Origin of the sequence: Clostridioides sp. ES-S-0108-01 (assembly GCF_020662285.1) — a bacterium.
Lineage (GTDB): Bacteria > Bacillota > Clostridia > Peptostreptococcales > Peptostreptococcaceae > Clostridioides.
This window is the reverse complement of the sequence record NZ_JADGMN010000003.1, coordinates 1-19,031: the sequence shown is the minus strand read 5'-3', so window position 1 is coordinate 19,031 and position 19,031 is coordinate 1. Positions and strand designations below refer to the sequence as shown.

The 19,031-nt window shown below is 27.3% G+C and carries 19 protein-coding genes and 2 riboswitches; of the genes, 4 read left to right on the top strand and 15 right to left on the bottom strand.

Features of this window, described 5'->3' with window-relative positions; all coding sequences use genetic code 11:
• Nucleotides 1-68 precede the first annotated feature (68 nt).
• Nucleotides 69-245, bottom strand: a riboswitch (Lysine riboswitch).
• A 167-nt stretch (nucleotides 246-412) separates the two neighbouring features.
• The 3 genes from IR152_RS03880 to IR152_RS03870 all read left to right on the top strand — a co-directional run bounded on the left by IR152_RS03880 (nucleotide 413) and on the right by IR152_RS03870 (nucleotide 3,210).
• Nucleotides 413-1,399: a lipoate--protein ligase gene (locus tag IR152_RS03880; RefSeq protein ID WP_227450499.1), complete on the top strand. Its 987-nt coding sequence runs from the start codon at nucleotides 413-415 to the stop codon at nucleotides 1,397-1,399.
• Between the two features lie 90 nt (nucleotides 1,400-1,489).
• A riboswitch (SAM riboswitch) is annotated at nucleotides 1,490-1,594 on the top strand.
• Nucleotides 1,595-1,704: 110 nt separating this feature from the next.
• On the top strand, nucleotides 1,705-2,508 hold the full coding sequence (locus tag IR152_RS03875) for a MetQ/NlpA family ABC transporter substrate-binding protein (RefSeq protein ID WP_227450498.1): 804 nt from the start codon (nucleotides 1,705-1,707) through the stop codon (nucleotides 2,506-2,508).
• Nucleotides 2,509-2,610: 102 nt separating this feature from the next.
• On the top strand, nucleotides 2,611-3,210 hold the full coding sequence (locus tag IR152_RS03870; RefSeq protein ID WP_227450497.1) for a TerD family protein: 600 nt from the start codon (nucleotides 2,611-2,613) through the stop codon (nucleotides 3,208-3,210).
• A gap of 475 nt (nucleotides 3,211-3,685) precedes the next feature.
• Here the strand turns inward: IR152_RS03870 and IR152_RS03865 are convergent, their stop codons facing one another.
• The 6 genes from IR152_RS03865 to IR152_RS03840 form a co-directional block, all read right to left on the bottom strand.
• The gene (locus IR152_RS03865; protein ID WP_227450496.1) at nucleotides 3,686-4,654 is read right to left on the bottom strand and encodes a siderophore ABC transporter substrate-binding protein; all 969 of its coding nucleotides are present in this window, start codon (nucleotides 4,652-4,654) and stop codon (nucleotides 3,686-3,688) included.
• Between the two features lie 90 nt (nucleotides 4,655-4,744).
• Nucleotides 4,745-5,500, bottom strand: coding sequence for an ABC transporter ATP-binding protein (locus IR152_RS03860; RefSeq protein WP_227450495.1), 756 nt, complete (start codon nucleotides 5,498-5,500; stop codon nucleotides 4,745-4,747).
• Nucleotides 5,497-6,453 (bottom strand): iron chelate uptake ABC transporter family permease subunit, encoded by a 957-nt coding sequence (locus tag IR152_RS03855; protein ID WP_227450494.1) that lies wholly within the window; start codon nucleotides 6,451-6,453, stop codon nucleotides 5,497-5,499. Before IR152_RS03855 ends, IR152_RS03860 begins: the two co-directional genes overlap by 4 nt.
• A complete protein-coding gene (locus IR152_RS03850) occupies nucleotides 6,443-7,396 on the bottom strand; it encodes an ABC transporter permease (RefSeq protein WP_227450493.1) in 954 nt (317 codons plus the stop codon). Before IR152_RS03850 ends, IR152_RS03855 begins: the two co-directional genes overlap by 11 nt.
• Nucleotides 7,397-7,642: 246 nt before the next feature.
• Entirely contained in the window at nucleotides 7,643-8,623 is a 981-nt protein-coding gene (locus tag IR152_RS03845; RefSeq protein ID WP_227450492.1) for a dipeptidase, read from the bottom strand.
• 58 nt (nucleotides 8,624-8,681) lie between these two features.
• Nucleotides 8,682-9,884, bottom strand: coding sequence for a DUF819 domain-containing protein (locus IR152_RS03840; protein WP_227450491.1), 1,203 nt, complete (start codon nucleotides 9,882-9,884; stop codon nucleotides 8,682-8,684).
• 193 nt (nucleotides 9,885-10,077) lie between these two features.
• Between IR152_RS03840 and IR152_RS03835 the strand changes: the two genes are divergently transcribed.
• A complete protein-coding gene (locus IR152_RS03835) occupies nucleotides 10,078-10,632 on the top strand; it encodes a cupin domain-containing protein (RefSeq protein ID WP_227450490.1) in 555 nt (184 codons plus the stop codon).
• A 114-nt stretch (nucleotides 10,633-10,746) separates the two neighbouring features.
• Here IR152_RS03835 and IR152_RS03830 read toward each other — a convergent pair whose 3' ends face one another.
• The 9 genes from IR152_RS03830 to IR152_RS03790 form a co-directional block, all read right to left on the bottom strand.
• A complete protein-coding gene (locus tag IR152_RS03830) occupies nucleotides 10,747-11,538 on the bottom strand; it encodes an HAD family hydrolase (protein WP_227450489.1) in 792 nt (263 codons plus the stop codon).
• A gap of 27 nt (nucleotides 11,539-11,565) precedes the next feature.
• Entirely contained in the window at nucleotides 11,566-12,654 is a 1,089-nt protein-coding gene (locus IR152_RS03825; protein ID WP_227450488.1) for a cysteine protease StiP family protein, read from the bottom strand.
• 52 nt (nucleotides 12,655-12,706) lie between these two features.
• A complete protein-coding gene (locus tag IR152_RS03820; protein ID WP_227450487.1) occupies nucleotides 12,707-13,945 on the bottom strand; it encodes a phosphoribosyltransferase family protein in 1,239 nt (412 codons plus the stop codon).
• A complete protein-coding gene (locus tag IR152_RS03815; RefSeq protein ID WP_227450486.1) occupies nucleotides 13,923-14,246 on the bottom strand; it encodes an HpcH/HpaI aldolase/citrate lyase family protein in 324 nt (107 codons plus the stop codon). Before IR152_RS03815 ends, IR152_RS03820 begins: the two co-directional genes overlap by 23 nt.
• A 117-nt stretch (nucleotides 14,247-14,363) precedes the next feature.
• Nucleotides 14,364-15,482 (bottom strand): IS200/IS605 family element RNA-guided endonuclease TnpB, encoded by a 1,119-nt coding sequence (gene tnpB, locus IR152_RS03810; RefSeq protein WP_227450485.1) that lies wholly within the window; start codon nucleotides 15,480-15,482, stop codon nucleotides 14,364-14,366.
• Between the two features lie 645 nt (nucleotides 15,483-16,127).
• A complete protein-coding gene (locus IR152_RS03805; RefSeq protein ID WP_227450484.1) occupies nucleotides 16,128-16,883 on the bottom strand; it encodes an HpcH/HpaI aldolase/citrate lyase family protein in 756 nt (251 codons plus the stop codon).
• Nucleotides 16,884-16,946: 63 nt separating this feature from the next.
• Nucleotides 16,947-18,083 (bottom strand): toxic anion resistance protein, encoded by a 1,137-nt coding sequence (locus tag IR152_RS03800; protein WP_227450483.1) that lies wholly within the window; start codon nucleotides 18,081-18,083, stop codon nucleotides 16,947-16,949.
• Nucleotides 18,084-18,293, bottom strand: coding sequence for a YceG family protein (locus IR152_RS03795; RefSeq protein ID WP_227450725.1), 210 nt, complete (start codon nucleotides 18,291-18,293; stop codon nucleotides 18,084-18,086).
• Nucleotides 18,294-18,416: 123 nt separating this feature from the next.
• On the bottom strand, nucleotides 18,417-19,031 hold a 615-nt coding region (locus IR152_RS03790; RefSeq protein WP_227450482.1), incomplete at its 5' end, for a transposase.

The window sequence follows — 19,031 nt, the reverse complement described above, 5'->3', positions numbered from 1 at the left end:
TGGTAAACACTCAAGGCTTAAACATTACAATACATAAACAATATTAAAAATAAATATAATATAATTCCTTAAATGATAGCTCACCACAAATAAACCTGTGACAGTTGTACACATTTTCTATGTACCCCCAGCAATATAATCTTAAAGCATCGATTATAAAACTTCGGCAATATCTCCTTTCCTAATAATTCTCTGTGCTTAACTCCTTATTAGTACTGATAGACTATTGCGCCTCTACCTTTTTATTCACTTTTATTAAACACATTTTGAGTATATATTATTTATTTAAACTTTGCAAGGTAGTTTTTAAAATTTCTAATTTAAAGGACTTTTTACACTATTGTCGAATTATAAAATTAATTGTACTAAGACTAACAAAAAAATTTTATCACTTATTGGAGGAATTACTTTAATGTTATTAATTTATAATGAAAAAACAAACCCTTATTTCAATTTAGCAATGGAAGAATATATTCTAAAAAACTTTGATGAAGACTTATTTATTTTATGGAGGAATGAACCTTCTATAATCGTTGGAAAAAATCAAAACACACTTTCTGAAATAAACTTAGAATATATAAAAGAACATTCTATACCTGTTGTTAGGAGACAATCTGGTGGTGGAGCTGTATTTCATGATTTAGGAAACATAAACTTTACATTCATAGCTTGTAATAATAATAGTTTCAGTGATTTCAGAAGATTCACTCAACCAATAATAGACTTACTTAAAACATTAGGCGTCAATGCTGAATTTTCTGGAAGAAACGACCTTCTTATAGATGGTAAGAAATTTTCTGGAAATGCTCAATATAATTACAAAAACAAAGTAATGCATCATGGCACACTTTTATTTTCATCTGAGATAAACGACCTTTCAAGTGCACTAAAAGTTAAACCTATAAAATTTGAAGGAAAGGGAATAAAATCTGTAAAATCCCGTGTAACTAATATAAGTGAACATCTACAATCTAAAATGGATATACTGGAATTTAAAGATGCAATAATGAACTATCTTTCTAAAATAAATACTGATAATACTAATTATTGTTTAAGTGAATATGATATAGAACAGATAGAAAAACTTACTAAATCAAAATATGAAACTTGGGATTGGAACTTTGGCAATTCACCAAAATATACTCTTTCAAATGAATTAAAATATTCTGGTGGAAATGTTGAATTTAATTTAAATGTTGATAAAGGCATAATAAGCACTATAAAATTTTTTGGAGATTTTTTTGGAAAACGTGATGTTTCATTTGTAGAAGATAAACTTATTGGTATAAAACATGAGGAAAATGCTTTGAGAAATATCTTAGACTCTATTGAAATAAATGATTATTTCTTAGGCGCTAATACTGATATTCTAGTTTCTGGAATTTTAGGTGTTAAATGAGTATGTTAAATATTTTAAAATATTTATAAAATTATATTTACAGATATAAAAAATCATGATAATATTTATAACATAATTAAAAATTAATACTTCTTATCCAGAGTGGTGAAGGGACTGGCCCTATGAAACCCAGCAACCAGTATATTTTATATACATTGGTGCTAAATCCTGCAGTATTATACTGAAAGATGAGTCTAAATTAGCTTTTAAAGCCTGAGTTTAAACTCAGGCTTATTTTATTTTGCAGGGTAATAAAAAGGGTATTTTATTTTTAACTAATCAATTATATTCAGGAGGGAATTTATATGAAATTCAAAAAATTATTATGTTTGTTATTATGTTTAGTGTTTACCTTATCTATAGTGGGATGTTCTAAAGACAAAGGCAAAGATGATAAAAAAATAATTGTCGGAGCTACTTTAGTCCCAGGTGGAGAATTATTAGAAGAATTAAAACCACTTATTAAAGAAAAAGGCTATACTTTAGAAATTAAAAATTTTGATGATTACATACTTCCAAACGAGGCTTTAAATAATGGAGAAATTGATGCAAATCTATTCCAACACGAACCTTATCTAAAAGAAGCAGTTAAAGCTAAAGGCTACAAAATAATGGCTGGTAAAAAACTATATGTATGTCCAGCAATACTTTACTCTTATAAGATAAAATCTGTTGATGAATTTAAAAAAGGAGATACAATTGCAATAAGCAACAATCCATCTTCTTGTTCTAAGAACCTTAGATACCTTGAAAGTATTGGTCTTTTAACTTTACCTAAAGGTAATGGATTAGTTAGCCCTAAGGATATAATAGAAAATCCAAAGGAGATACAATTCAAAGAATTAGATATTGCTCAAATTCCGTCTTCTCTTCCAGATGTAACTGCTGCATTTATAGATACTACTTATGCAGTACCAGCTGGTCTTGATGCTAAGAAAAATGGAATTTATACAGCTCCTGTAAATGATGAATATGCAAATCTTTTGGCATTTAGAACTGAAGATAAAGATAGCGAAAAAATTAAAGTTCTACAAGATGTTCTTACATCAGACAAAGCAAGAAGTATAATTGAAGAAAAGTACAAAGGTGTTGTAATTCCTATTTTTTAGTATATTTAGTATAATTTTAATATTATTATCCTAATCTTGTTGAACATTGACTTATTAAGTGCTACCATTTAAATAAATCTATGTTTATGGAGGAAGATTACTATGGCTATAGAACTAAAAAAGGGGCAAAAAATAAACCTTACAAAAAAAGAAAATAGTAATTTAGGTGAAATTTTAGTTAATTTAAATTGGAACCAAAAAATACAAAAAAAAGGTTTTTTTGGCTCTCTAAAAAGCAGTAATATAGATTTAGATTTAGGTTGCTTGTTTGAAATGAAAAATGGTGTAAAAGGTGCTGTTCAGGCACTAGGTAATTCTTTTGGTAATTTGGAGTATCCACCTTTTGCACAATTAGATGGAGATGACCGTACAGGAAGTAATACACAGGGAGAAAATTTGAGAATAAATGGTAATAAAATAAAAGAAATAAAGAGAATACTTATTTATGCTTTTATCTATGAAGGTGTAGCTAATTGGTCTGAAGCTGATGGAATTGTAACAATCAAACAAAAACAAGATTCAGATTTAGTTGTTAAACTTGATGAACATAAAAATGGCTATAATATGTGTTCAATAGCATTGATAGAAAATGTAGATGATGAGACATTCAGTGTTGAAAAAGTAGTTAAATACTTTAAAGGACATAGAGAAATGGATACTGAGTTCAATTGGGGCTTAAAATGGGTTGCAGGAAGAAAATAAGTATATTTTATTTAAGAAACTATGAGTAAATTAGCTCATAGTCTCTTTTTTGTCTGAAAATTATTTTTTCTAACTATTATAAATAAATTCTTTATCATTTATAATTATTTTTCAAATAAAGTTCATGAAAATCCAATAAAATCTTCTATACAATTAGAATATATAAAAACTTATTTTATATAGTTCCTTTTTAGAATTTTATTTATAAAAACTTTTTTCTAATCTATAAATTCTTATAAATTATTACTTCCTAATATAATTTACAGTATTTATAATTACAAAATACCGTTTAAAATTATATAATAATAACTATGTAAAAATTATTCTTTTTGTCTAGTATAACTTTATATTTTATTAGATTTTAAATAGATTTATATTATTATAATCAATACTATTACTTAAACTATAAAAAATCAGCCACTCTAAAGTGGCTGATTAAATAAGTAATAAACAAGACATGTTTAATATAAATAATTTATTTATTGACTGCTTTTGAAGCATCATCTATCATTTTGTTTAAAGACGTTAGACCTCCATCATTTACATACCATGTTGGTGAATCTAAATATATTATATTATCATTTTTATATGCATCCATAGACTTTATTATATCATTATTTAAAACAGATTTTGCTGTTGAACTGTCCTTTACATCACTACCAGTAGCTATTCCTCTATCTATGACGAACATAACTTCTGGATTTTGTTTAGCTATATACTCAAAAGTAATATTTTGACCATGACTTGATTCTTTTATATTTTTATCTTTATTTTCAAATCCAAAACTATTGTATAATATACTAAATCTTGATTCTTCGCCAAATACACTTAAATTACCTTCATTGACCATTATAGTTAAAGCATTTAAATTTTTTTCTGTTACTTTTTTATTCAAAGTATCTATTTTCTTTTCAATTTTACTAAATTCTTGATTGGCTTTTTCTTCTACTTCAAATATTTTTGCTATTTTATCTATATTATTTTTAACAGATTCTAAGTACTTCTTATCATCCTTACTTGTACTTATTGTTGGTGCTATTTTTGACAATTGCTCATAAAAATCTTCTTGTCTTCCATTTATTATAATTAAATCTGGATTTGCTGACTTTATACCTTCTAAATCTGGTTCTTTTAAACCTCCTAAATCTGTATACTTTTCATCCTTATATTTTTCTAAAGATGCTGGTAAACTCGCCTTAGGAAGCCCTACTAAATTCTCAGCTACACCTAATGCGTCCATCGTATCTAGAGCTGAATAATCAAATACTACTACTTTTTTAGGATTTAATTTTACATCTGTTTCTCCCAAGTTATGAGTTATCTTTATGGTATCATTTGAATTCTCTGATGTTTTTGATTCATTCTTTTTATTTCCACCTAATGCAAACACTGTCACTAATCCTACTATAGCTACTGCTGCTACTATCGCTGCTTTTTTATTCATATCAATATTTCCCTCTTTCTTATTAATATTTATCTTAATCTAAAATTTTATAAAAAAAGATGTAGTAAGTTTATTTTTATATACAATATTTTAAAAATAAATACAGATTCGATTTCCATTTATATTCTTAATGTTAAAATTCATTTCATAAATATCTTCTAAAACTTTTTCATTAACTATCTCATCTGTACGACCTACTTTTTCAACTTTTCCATTTTTTAATGCAACTATATTATCTGAATAACATGATGCAAAATTTATATCATGCATTACTAACACTATAGTCTTATCTAACTCGTCACAAAGGTCTCTAAGTACCTTCATCATTTGAACTGAATGATTCATATCTAAATTATTCAGTGGTTCATCAAGTAATATGTACTCTGTATCTTGAGCTATTACCATTGCTATATAAGCTCTTTGCCTTTGACCTCCACTCAATTCATCCAAATACTTATGTTGTATATCAGTCAACTTCATATATTCTATTGCTTCATCAATATACTTTTCATCCTCTTTAGTTAGATTACCTTCACTGTATGGAAATCTTCCAAATCCAACTAATTCCCTTATTGTGAGTTTTAAAGTTATATTGTTAGACTGCTTAAGAATAGCTATTTTTTTAGCCAATTCCTTATTATTATAATTAGTCAAGCTTTTTCCTTCTATTATTACTTCTCCACTATCACCTACTATAAGCCTTGTAACTATTGACAATACAGTACTTTTCCCAGCTCCATTTGGTCCTATAAAAGATGTTATCTTTCCCTTTTCTATATTAAAAGAGACATCATCTACAACATTTTTATTCTTATATTTTTTAAATATATTTTTTATCTCTATCATCTATTTGCCCCCTTTAATAGTAATTGAATAAAGTAAATTCCTCCTATGAAATTTATTACTACACTTAAAGTTGTGTCAAATTTAAATACATGTTGTATAAAAAATTGTCCTATTATCAGTGTAATCATCCCTATCAACATAGAACCCAAAATTAAATATGTATGCTTATATGTTTTAAAAATTTCTCTAGATATATTGGCAAGCAAAAGTCCTAAAAATGTCATTGGACCAATAAGTGCTGTTGATATTGAAACTAAAATTGCTATTAGTATTATCATTTTTTTAACTACTTTATCAAAATCTACACCTAAATTAATTGCTTGCTCTTTACCCAACGATAATACATCCAAATACTTTATTTCGTCACATATAAAAGGTATTGTGGCAATAATTATTATAAATGCTATTAAAAGCACATTAGTATTTATATTATTTAAACTAGCCATTATACTGGTTTGTAAAGCTAAAAATTCGTTTGGGTCTATCATTACTTGAATAAATGTTGTAGCACTTTTAAACAATGTTCCAAATACCATTCCTACTAGGATTAAAAAGAAAATATTATTTTTATTCTTTTCAAATAACGTCTTATATAATAACAGTGAAGCTCCAATCATCATGACAATATTAATAATAAAATTATAATTCTCATTTATAATCAAACTACTACTTGAACCAAATATGAATACTATTATAGTTTGAATCATTACATATAATGAATCCAAACCTAATACACTTGGTGTTAATATTTGATTATTCGTAATTGTTTGAAAGACCACAGTAGTAAACGCTATGCATCCTCCACCTAATATCATAGCAAGTATTTTTGGTATTCTCTGCGACAATGCATATTCTAAATGATTCATATCTATTCTATAGATTACAAAAAGTGCTATTGATATTAATAGTAATGCGCTCACCAAATAAATTTTTTGATTGAGACTAAGCTTCATTTACATTCCTCCTTAAGATTAAATAAAGGAATAGTATACTTCCTATAACTCCAACTGTAAGCCCTATAGATATTTCATATGGATAAATAATAATCCTTCCAAAAATGTCACATATAAGTACAAATATCGCCCCAAATAAACCAGTATACCATATACTTGCCCTTATATTATCACCCATATATAAAGATACGATATTTGGAACTATTAGACCTATAAAAGGGATATTTCCAGCTGTAACGACTACACATACTGTAACAAGTGCTACTATTATTAGACCTATATTAACAATTCTTTTGTAACTCAGACCTAAGTTTGTTGCAAAATCCATACCCATACCAACAACAGTAAATTTATTTGCATAAATATATGCTAATATTATAAGAGGTATTGTGATATATAATATCTCATAATTTCCTTTAAGTATCATAGAAAAGTCACCTTGCATCCAAGAACTTACATTTTGACTCAAATCGTATTTATATGCGATAAAATCTGTCATAGAACCTATTATATTTCCAAACATTATACCTACTAATGGTACAAAGATTATATTTTTAAATTGCAACTTCCTTATTATTTTCATAAACATAAAAGTTCCTACAAGAGAAAATACAAACGCTATTATTGTCTTTGTAAAAATAGATGCAGTTGGTACTAAAAGCATACATATTACTATACCAAATTGAGCTGCATCTATTGTAGCTCCTGTTGTAGGTGATACAAATTTATTTTTACTTATCTGTTGCATTATAAGACCTGCTATACTCATCCCTACACCAGCAATCAATATACTTATTAATCTTGGTACTCTACTCATGATAAATATCATAAGCTTATGCTGATTTTTTGCAAATATATGCATTATATTTATATCTTCAGCTCCTATAAATAAAGAAAAATAAGACAAAATTATTATTCCTATGACTAAATACCTTTTTTTCATTCTCCCTCCTTAAAAATCGCTTCTTAATTAAAATGAAAATTATTATCATTTTCACTTTTATAGTTTATCAATAATAATTATCATTGTCAATACATATATATAAATCTGTTTTTCGCATAAAAAATGTTACTAGAAATTTCTAGTAACATTAAAATCTAATTTAATAAAAAACTATAAACACTAATTTAAATATGTAAATATTATTATGTAAATATAATATTTTATAAATTTAGGTTATTTATTATATTATTTTAGTATATCTTTAAAGAGTCTATAAAAATTACCACTAGAAATTAAATCTATATCTCTTTTTTTATAACCTCTATTTTCGAGTTCTACTACTATATTATGTGCTGTATGTGTACTTTCAAGACCATCTACACTTGGAATACTAACATTTCCAGTAAAAGAACCTATAGTCTCTTTTCCTAAGTAATCACTAAAATCAAAGCCAAAAGATACATGTTCTATACCTATAAGATTTACCATATAGTCTATATGGTCAACCAAATGTATTAAATCTTGTTTCTTAGGATTACTATTAGTAAATCCTCTAAAACTATTTATTCCTACTAATCCACCTGTATTTGAAATTTCTTTTAATTGATTATCTGTAAGGTTTCTTTTAGCATCACATAGACTCCTAGCATTAGAATGAGAAGCTATTACTGGCTTACTTGCAATAGACATTAAATCCCAAAATGACTTATCATTTAAATGTGATACATCTACTATCATGCCCAATTCTTCCATCTTATTTACTGCTTTTTTACCTGTTTCAGTTAAACCACGATTTTCATCTCCTAAACATCCTGTAGCAAGTTCATTTTGCTCATTCCATGTTAATGATGCATGTCTTGCACCAACTTCTTTATAAAAATAATCTATTAAATCTATATTTTTTCCAATATGACTTAATCCTTCAAGACCAATTAAAATATTTATTTTATTTTCACTTATACCTTTATCTATATCTGAATATTTTTTTACTATATTTGTAATATATTTCATATCTTCTATTTCATCTTTTATAGAGCTTATGATTTGTTTAACTCTTTTTTCAGGCTCTTTATCATATGGTGGGTCTATCCATATTACAAAAATAGCTCCTTCTATATTCGCTCTTTTAAAATTATCAAGATGGATTCTTCTAAATACATCTTTCTCCCCGTTAATTCTTCTTATTGTTACATCTGCCCAAGTATCTGAATGTCCATCGAAAATCATAACAACCTCCAATTAAATAAAAATCTTTCTCAAAAACAACTTTTTTATCCACGTAAAATTATATCAAAATATTTCCTACTAAAAGACCAAAATAATTACCAACTATGTATCCAAATGTACCAACTATAAGTATTGGCCCTACTAGCTTAGACCATCCTTTTGATATTGCCATAGCTGCTGCTGTTGTAGGTCCACCAATATTTGCATTAGATGCAAGAATAGCTTCTTCTAAACTAAACTTAAATATTTTGGCAACTATAAATGTAACTAACATGTTTATCAGTACCATTATTCCACAGTATAAAAGTAATAATGGTGATTTTTGAATTATTAATGGTATTGAAGCAGGAACACCTACTACAACAAAGAAGATATATATTAAAAATGTACCCAACTCCTGTGCTCCTTTTATATCGCTAAAGAAATTAGGCATAAATGTAGCAAATAACATAGTCAAAGTAGTTATTATTAGATATTGATTGCCAAATAAAGTATTTAGCATTGCTAAAAAAGGATTTGATACTGGTATTATAGCTTTGAACCAAGTTGATAATTCCACAGAGACTGCAACAATTATAAAGGCACTACCAATGGCTATTGCTATATCTTTTAAAGATATTTCTTTTCTTCCCCAGTAATTTGCTGCTATTGTTTCTCCATCAGTTACACCTATACTTTCCATCTCATCTACATGTGGATGTTTAAAACGTTTTCTAAAAAATCCAATTGATGGTATAGCTATTAAAACAAAGAAATATAATGCCATTAAAAGATTATCTGCTACAACTGTTGCTGATACTAATTCTCCTGGAGCATCAAATGCCCCTGACATAGCTGCAAAGTTTACATTTCCACCTATATAAGAACCTGTCATCATGGCTGCAACAACATTTAAATCTGGTACTACATTTTTTAATGCTAAAAATCCAATCATAGCTCCAAGCACAGTTCCTACAGAACCTACAAGAAATATTACGAGTAATCTTCCACTTTCTTTCCATATCTTTTTAATGTTACATTGATACAACAATAAAGCTATAGCTAAAGGAACAACATATCCCCATACTTGGTCATACACAACAGACTCTACTGGTATAATATTTAGATTTGATAATAACATTGCCCCTACAAGAGCTATTATTGCTCCTGACACTTTTGATGCCCAATTATACTTTTGTTCCAAATAAATACTAAATGCTGCCCATCCAGTTATAACTGCCCATAATACCCAAATATTATCAGAGCTTACAAAACTCTTCATCTTAACTACCTCCCTTTCATTAAATTAAAATATCTATATCAATATTTAATATACTGAATATTAATACTATTATAATGCATCTTTTCAGAAAATTCAATATAACAGAAAAAATACATATATTGTAAAACTTTATTTATTCTATTAATCTTTAGAAATTATATGTTATAATCATGTCTGAGGAGGTTTGTATCTAATGAATATAGATGTCGGAAGTAAAATTAGAGCTCTTAGAAAATCTAAAAATATCAGTATCTCTACTTTAGCAAAAAATTCAGATTTAAGTACAGGCTTAATAAGTCAGATTGAGCGTAATATGGTTGTTCCATCAATTGTGGCAATGTGGAAAATATCAAAGGCTCTTGACATAAGTATAGGTTATTTTTTTGACGAGATTGGAAGAGAAGATTCTAATATAATAGTAAAGAAAAACAATCGAAAAAAAATAGTAACTAATGATTCTACAAAATTTTACGAACTTCTTGTTCCTAATTTATCTGGAAAAAAGATAGAATTTATACTTGTTACGCTAGATGGTCATACACAAAAAAATAATGAATTTGTGACACATGAAGGAGAAGAATGTGGCTATATAATAAAAGGAAAAATGAAGATAACACTTGGAAATAAGGAATATGTATTAGAGGAAGGAGATAGTTTTTATTTTAACAGTACTATCCCACATGTGTATGAAAATTTTGATGATGAGGAATGTATCTCAGTCTGGGCAATGACTCCACCTTCATTTTAACATATTGAGTTCTTACTTAAATATAAATTGATAAAAATCTGAAATAAATTAGTATGTCAAACTTTATTCTAACTTATTTCAGATTTTTTAGCTTATTTTTATACATGTCAGTCATTATATATTAAGTAGGCAACTTTCGTCTAAAATGTTAGCTAGTATCTCTTCAGTTCCACTCATTCCACTAAAAGAACTTAATAAAAATGAATTTTCTATTTCATTTTTATTTATATCACCATGCCTTAATACATAAGCTTTATTTGAGATATTAAGCATACCATAGTCCATAATAGAATCTCCAATTGCATAAAAAGATTCTATTTCTAATTCTTTAGTCAAGTATTTTATAGCATTTTCTTTTGAAATTTCTTTTGGTATAAAATAGATTTTTCTGCCACTCACATAGAACCTCCAATTTTTTGATTCCAAGATATTTATATATTCTTTGATTAAATCCAAATTAAATTTTGAGAAATCAACAACTATATAAAAAAATGTATCTTCTGCAACTTTAAAATTAGTTATGCCATCTATATTTAAATAGTCTCTAAATTTCTCAATCATACTTTCAATGGGTTCATAGTCAGATTTTAATTTATCTATTCTTTCACTCCATGATTTGAGTATCTCATTATTTTTAAGTATAATTCCTCCATTTGAAGTTATACTCCAAGGAAAGTGAATCCCGTATTTATTAAATCCTATACGCTTAAATTGCTCCACTGTTCTAGTAGTTGTCGGTATAAACATACCATAATATTGTATTTGCTTTATTAAATTTATAGTATCTAAAGATATATAAGATATTTCTTTTTCCCTATAAATTTCTATATTGGTATATTCACTATTAGTATTTAAAAATTTATCAGAGTAAATGATACTCCTGTCTAAATCTGAAAAAACAATCATTCAATATTCTCCTGTCTAATATATTTTCTAAACATCTTTCATATTTTTTATTATTCCACAACATTTATAAGCTTTTAAATCCATTTGTTCAACTTCAACATTTTTCTCTTTAGCTAATATGAATATATGTTCTAAAGATTTATCATTTAAGTCTTTAACAAGAATCTTATATGGAACTCTCCTAAGTAAAACTCTTGTTGTTTCTCCGACACCTGGTTTGATAAAGTTAATCTCTGTTATGTTATACTTTTCCTTTATATTTAAGACATCAAAATATCCATCTCTTGTTATAATATCACTTTCCCAGTTTTCAACTTCATCAGATATATTTTTAAATTGATTTTTAAAACATTCTTCTATAGTTTCTACATAGTTTATAGACTCATCTTTATCTTTTAAATGTCTATAGAATTTAGCTCCATGGAAGTCATCTTTACCAATTAAATCATCTCTTAGTACAGTTCTACTTACCAACCCAGAAACAGTTGAATTTAAACATGCACTTGGTACTAAGAAGTCTTCTCTAATTCCATAAAGCCCTGAATATCCAGCAGGGTCAGCTAATACAGCAAGGGTTGAGTCAAAATACCTTTTAAATTTAGTATTAAGTTCATCACATGCTTTTTCAAGTTCTTTTGATATAGTTCCCTTCCCAGTCCATCCATCTAAAAATTGAATTTTTGAACTTGGATGATTCTTTACTATATATTCAATTGCATTCATATCTATTCCTTTATCTCTTATTATAGAGATTGTATAGTGAGGTAAATTTATATTATACTTACTTCTTATATATCTCTTTGCCAAAATACCAATAGGTGTTCCTGCTCTAGCAAGTGAAACTAATACTACATCATTTCCATTTTTTTTAATTATTTTTTCACACATAACTCCTATAGAAAATGCAAGCTTATCTTTGTTTTCTCTTAGTTTCTCATGATATAAATTCAGATAATCTTCACTAACTTCATACTCTATTGGTATCATTTCTGAATAATGTCTGCCATTTTGTATTTTTAATTCTCTCTCTTTATTTCCTTCTTCCTCAATTAAATTTGATATATCTTTTAATAAAAAGATAACATCATCTTTAGAATATGTGCTAAAATCTCCCATATGACTCAACTCCTATCTTAAAACTGTGATATATTTATCCTGTTAAAACACTTTAGCTACAACATACTATAGTTAATTCTTTTATACTTGTCTCTTTAATTATATCAATAAATTCTAGATAAGAATTTTCACTTTTATTTAGCTCTACAAATAAATAGCACTTCGAAAAATTATGTTTATCTATATTGTAAATATAATTTTGAACATCTGTATTATAAAAACTCTTTAACATAAACTTACTTCTAATAGGATAATTATCTTTATTAATATTAATAATTGGACTTCTTGTTGTTGAATGATAGTATACATCACATTGATTTTCTTTTTCTTTTGCAAACAACATAGGTATATACATAAATTCTTCAGTACCTAAAAATAGAATCTTTTCTTTTTCATTTTTTAAAGATCCTTTACTATCCATAGTTATTTTTTTACTTTCTCTCTTAACGATTTCTTTTAATCTAGATTGTTCTCTTCTATTGATTCCAAATCTACCTGTATATTTTACATATTTCTTATTTCCAATATAATCTTCTAAATCAACATAAATATGATTTACTACTAAGTTTAATTTATCCCTTGAAATAGTGTCTGATTTGGTAATAATATAATTATCATTGTAATTTGAAATAACATCTTCATCTATATCAAATTTAAAGTTTCCTTTAAATAAATATACAAATTCTATCTTACAATCCAGTTCTTTTTCTAAACGAGTAATTTTACTTAAATTCTCATCACTTACCCAATTAAGTATGGAACATATAGTATATTTCTTTTTAGGATAAATACTTTGAATCTTCCTAATTATATTTATACATGTGTTAGCTGTGGTAATCTCATCATCAACCAATATTATCTCGTCTCCAAATTTAAAGCTGTTAAGCATCCCAAAATATAAATTTTGGTCTGTTGCATGAGAATGTTCCTCTAAAAATTCAAGATTTTCTAACTCATCAAACTGTTCTCTAGTAGTATGAATGAATTCATACTCTCCACATAAGTAATCAAAAAAACTATGCCCAACAGCTGTACCAGTTTCAGCAAAAGCTATAACAGTACCATTTGATTCTTCCTTATTTTTTTCATTATAAATTGTAGCCATTAATTTTCCCAAATTATCCATCTCACTTGGCTTACATGCTAAATGTTTACCGAGTTTCTTTGAGATAAACAAAAAACGTCTTTTGCTATTATTTCTTATTCCTACATCTAAAAAATCATTTAGTTCTAAATTCAAGGGATTATCAATAATGTCAATCTCACAATTAAAATTTAAGCAATTCTTCATAGTCTACTCCTTTATTTAATACACCATATATTTTAGATAGAATCAATGTTTTTTTAGCCCATAAAAAATGTGGATTTGTTTCATTCATTCTCTCTCCTAATACACCCTTGCTCACACCATACTTACTGTCTGTACTATCCAGTATATCCAAAGCATCAGTAAAATCTTCATATGATACTGTAGATAGCGCTTGTACAATTTGAATTTGCATTGGATGAATTACGGTCTTTCCAATTAATCCATGATATTTATCCAATAATATTTCTTCTATATACTTGCTTCTTATATCCCTATTTGTCATCTGAACCTCCCATGACTAAAGTCACAGAGTTCCTGCTTCACAGAATTTTGCATACTAAAATATGTCTTAATAATTCTCCACAGGCTATCCCCGTAGTTCCTACGGTTCTTACATAAGTTATTTATTTTGAATTGTTATTAGTCTTAATCCTTCTTTTAATATATTTATACTTGCATTTATATCTCTATCGTGAGTTTCATTACAACTAGGACAAATCCATTCTCTTATATTTAAGTTCTTCACTTCCTCGTTTTTGTACCCACATTTATTGCATATTTGTGAACTTGCAAAGAATTTACCTATCTTTACAATTTGTCTACCATACCAATTAGCCTTATATTCTAATTGACGAACAAATTCTGACCACGATACATCAGAAATAGAGCGAGATAGTTTACGATTTTTAATCATGTTCTTTACTTGTAAATCTTCTATGCAAATAATATCATTCTCTTCTATTAATTTAGTAGATAATTTTTGTAGAAAATCCTTCCTTTGATTAGCTATATGTTCTTGAAGTCTTGCAACTTTTAATCTTGCTTTATTTCTATTTAAACTACCGATTGTTTTTCTCGATAATTCTCTTTGTAATTTAGCAAGTTTTCTTAATGACTTCTTAAGATACTTAGGATTTTCTATAAAGTCTCCACAACTTGAGATACAAAATTCTTTAATCCCTAAATCTAAACCTATCTGATTATTAGTCTTTTCAAATGCTTCAATATCTACATCAGTACAGCATAATGATACATAATATCTACCACTTGGTTCTTTAGATACAGTAGCATTAAGTATTCTCCCTTGAGGAACTTGTTTATCCCTTACTTTAACCATACCAAGTTTAGGTAATTTTATATATTGACTAAAGTACATAATGTTTCCATTTGTAAAGTTAGTTTTATATGAAAATCTATTAATTTTCTTTGATTTAAATTTAGGAAATCCTGCCTTTCCTTTAAAGAATTTTTCATATGCGTTTTCTAAATCTTTTAAGGCGTTTTGTAGTGAAAATTTGTCAGGTTCTTTAAGCCACTTTAATTCTTTTTTTAAATTGGTCAAATCAGAACTGCACTGTTTATAAGTAAAAGTTTCTTTATCATTTTTATAAACTTCTATTCTTTTAGCAAGATATTTATTATATACAAATCTACAACATCCAAAAGTTTTGTTAATTAGCTCTTGCTGTTTTTTATTTGGATACATTCTAAACTTATAAGCTTTTTCCACTACTATCACCTCACTTTAATTGTTTTTTAATACACTTTTTAATGATTTTATCATATTTAATATATTATATAATGCTGTGGTGAACAATTTATTAATCACCTATCATAATATTAACAAATGTAATTATTTAAAACAATTATTTAGAAGGCTTTATATTTAATTTTAAATAACATATTTAAGAACCGTAAGTCTTAACTTTTATCATTTTTGAGGTTGTCGTTCACATAAGTTCGCTACTACCTATGCAGTTCTCTTATGAACTTCTTACACTTTCACGTAAGCACAGACTATATCTTATCCTTCGGCATTACCCGTTAAGGTCTACCCACTTCCACTACCAATAGCTTGTAGTGTACTTCCCTCAAGAGGAATAGTCGTTGAAGTTTTTCCTATTCGGAGCTTACCTGCTGATTGCCCATTTTAAAGTACTTAGGGTTTAACCTTATACCATCTAACCAATTTTTTCTACTTTCGTAACTTTCACACTTAGGTTTATTTCATCCTTATGTTTTAGTTTGGTTAGCTTTAGGGGTTTTTAGCAATTCAAGTAGTATTGGATAGGTTCTATCCTATCTCTACATATAGGTTTCCCTATATGCTGACTATTTTAGCTACTAACTCATGACTAAAGTCACGATTGTGCGTAGCTATTTTTTAATCAAAAAATTCTGATACTCCACCACTTATAGGTATATCTAACTCTGGTCTTTGAAGATATGTGATTATATCTAGTATAAATGAAGAACAAATTAAATTATTATATATAGAGAAGGTTTTGTCCCTCCTTATACCATACATCCCTAATATATCAGTTATACCTACTCTAATGCTTAATATTCTTGACTTATGTCTTAAAATAGCATTGTACAAATTAGTAAAACTAAGTTCTTTTTTTTCATTATATATAAATTCTCTTGTCTCTATTATTGGAATAACATACATATCTTGAAGATTCATAGAATCTAAAGCTTCTATACAATTTTCAATTAACTCCGAATTTGCTTTAGGAATTAATATTCCTGTTATAGAATGACTATTTTTAATTATAATCTCTTTAATTCTCAACAGTTGCTCCACATCTTTTATTCTTACAAAAATTAATGGTATTCCATCTTTATTGGTTATACTTTCATTACTAATATTTTTCAAAATTAATCTAAGATTTTCTATAGCCTCTAACTCTCCATTTACCCCAACAGCATCTTCTAAACAAATAGCTAATGGTCTAACTCCCTTAACATCCCCTACAATACTCTTATAAATCATATTATATTGAGTCGCTGGAACGTATAAAAAAGCACCAAGTGCATATTTCAACACATCTTTTTCAGTCTTAGCATTAAAGTCTTCTGGCTCCTTCAAAAAAATTCTCTCCAAATCATCTTTGCAGATATAATCGAAATATTTCAATGTCTAGCCTCCTCATATACATAGAAAGGGCCAACTTTATACAAATTAGCCCTTAATATAATACTACTTATTATAAATTATAGTCGTATTTAATTCTTCCAATCTCTTTGTATTATCCTTAATTAAAGCTCTATTATTTTCTTCTATTCTCATAGTTTCATCTATACCAGACTTGATAGTATTATACATTTTTTCCAGTGTTTCTATTTGAACAGAACTTGTTCCAGCCATTCTAGCTATTTGTGCACTTTGAGTACTTACATTTTGTGCATTTCTAAGCAATAATTCATTAGTTTTGTCATCAAGTGCCTTTAGAGATTTTGCTTGCAATTCTTGCTTTTTAAGCAATATGGCCTGAGATAAACATTGTTTAAATACTGGTAACGTTACAACAAATGCACTGTTTATTTTTCTAATTAAACCATAATTATTATGTTGCATACCTCTAAGCATAGGTATTGTTTGGATGGCTATATTTTCTGCTATTCTTAAATCATAGACTCTTTGATTTAACATATCATAAACTTTTAATAGTTCTTGATAATTAACAACATCCATTTGGTCTCCACTAGTCTCTGATTTTTGTTTAAAGAAAGGTAGTATTTCATTATCCATTTCTTCTATTGCCATTTCTCCAGCAACAATATATTTTTGAAGTTCATTATAAAACTCAAAGTTTTCATTTAACATAGCACCTATTTGTTTGTTAGAAAGCGCTATATCTCTTTCGTACTGCTCAAGCTCAATTTGAATTTTCTCAACTTCTCCTCCTAGTGTTTCATACTTTTGAAACATCATTTCAATGGCATTATTAGCTTTTTTGAAAAGTTTTTGAACGAAATTTGGTTCCTTAGTTTCTTGAAAATCATCTAAATCAAACTTGTCCATTATTTTAGTTAAATGAACTAACATTTTAGAATTTTCTTCATTTCTATTTAATTTTATTGTATTTAAAAGGCTATCGGAAACTCTTGCTACTCCTTCAGATGCTTTCCTACCAAATTGTAAAATCGTATCTGGATTTTCTACTTCTATAAGAGACGTCAATGCCTCAACTTCCTTAGACTTTCTCAGTTCATTTTTTTTATTATTTGTATATTCCATTATATCGAAATTTTCTTCTTGAACTGCTGTAGGCAAATTATCAGCAACCTCTACAGAATTCTTATCTTTTGAAAAACTATTTATATTTATCCCCATCTAAAATCGTCTCCTCTTTCCAAAAATTTTTTTAAGTAAAGGTATATCATTTTCAAGCGAATTTAATTTAAGGTCATATACCATTTTATCCAATCTGTGTATATCAATCAATTGGTTATTTATAACATTCTCTATATTGTTTTCTCCTCCTGGACATAATATGATAATATCAAATCCAATCTTACTAAGTAAAAGCATAAGAAAAACTATTTCTTTCTGAACCTCCCATGACTAAAGTCACAGGGTTCCTGCTTCATAGAATTTTGCATACTAAAATATGTCTTACTAATTCTCCACAGGCCATCCCCGTAGTTCCTACGGTTCTTACATAAGTTATTTATTTTGAATTGTTATTAGTCTTAATCCTTCTTTTAATATATTTATACTTGCATTTATATCTCTATCGTGAGTTTCATTACAACTAGGACAAATCCATTCTCTTATATTTAAGTCCTTCACTTCCTCGTTTTTATACCCACATTTATTGCATATTTGTGAACTTGCAAAGAATTTGCCTACTTTTACAATTTTTCTACCATACCAATTAGCCTTGTATTTTAATTGACGAATAAACTCTGACCATGACACATCAGAAATTAAGCGAGATAGTTTACGATTTCTAATCATATTCTTTACTTGTAAATCTTCTATGCAAATAATATCATTCTCTTTTATTAATTTAGTAGATAGTTTTTGTAGAAAATCCTTTCTTTGATTAGCTATATGTTCTTGAAGTCTTGCAACTTTTAATCTTGCTTTATTTCTATTTAAACTACCGATTGTTTTTCTCGATAATTCTCTTTGTAATTTAGCAAGCTTGTTTAATGACTTCTTAAGATACTTAGGATTTTCTATAAATTCTCCACAACTTGAGATACAAAATTCTTTAATTCCTAAATCTAAACCTATATGATTATTAGTATTTTCAAATGCTTCAATATCTACATC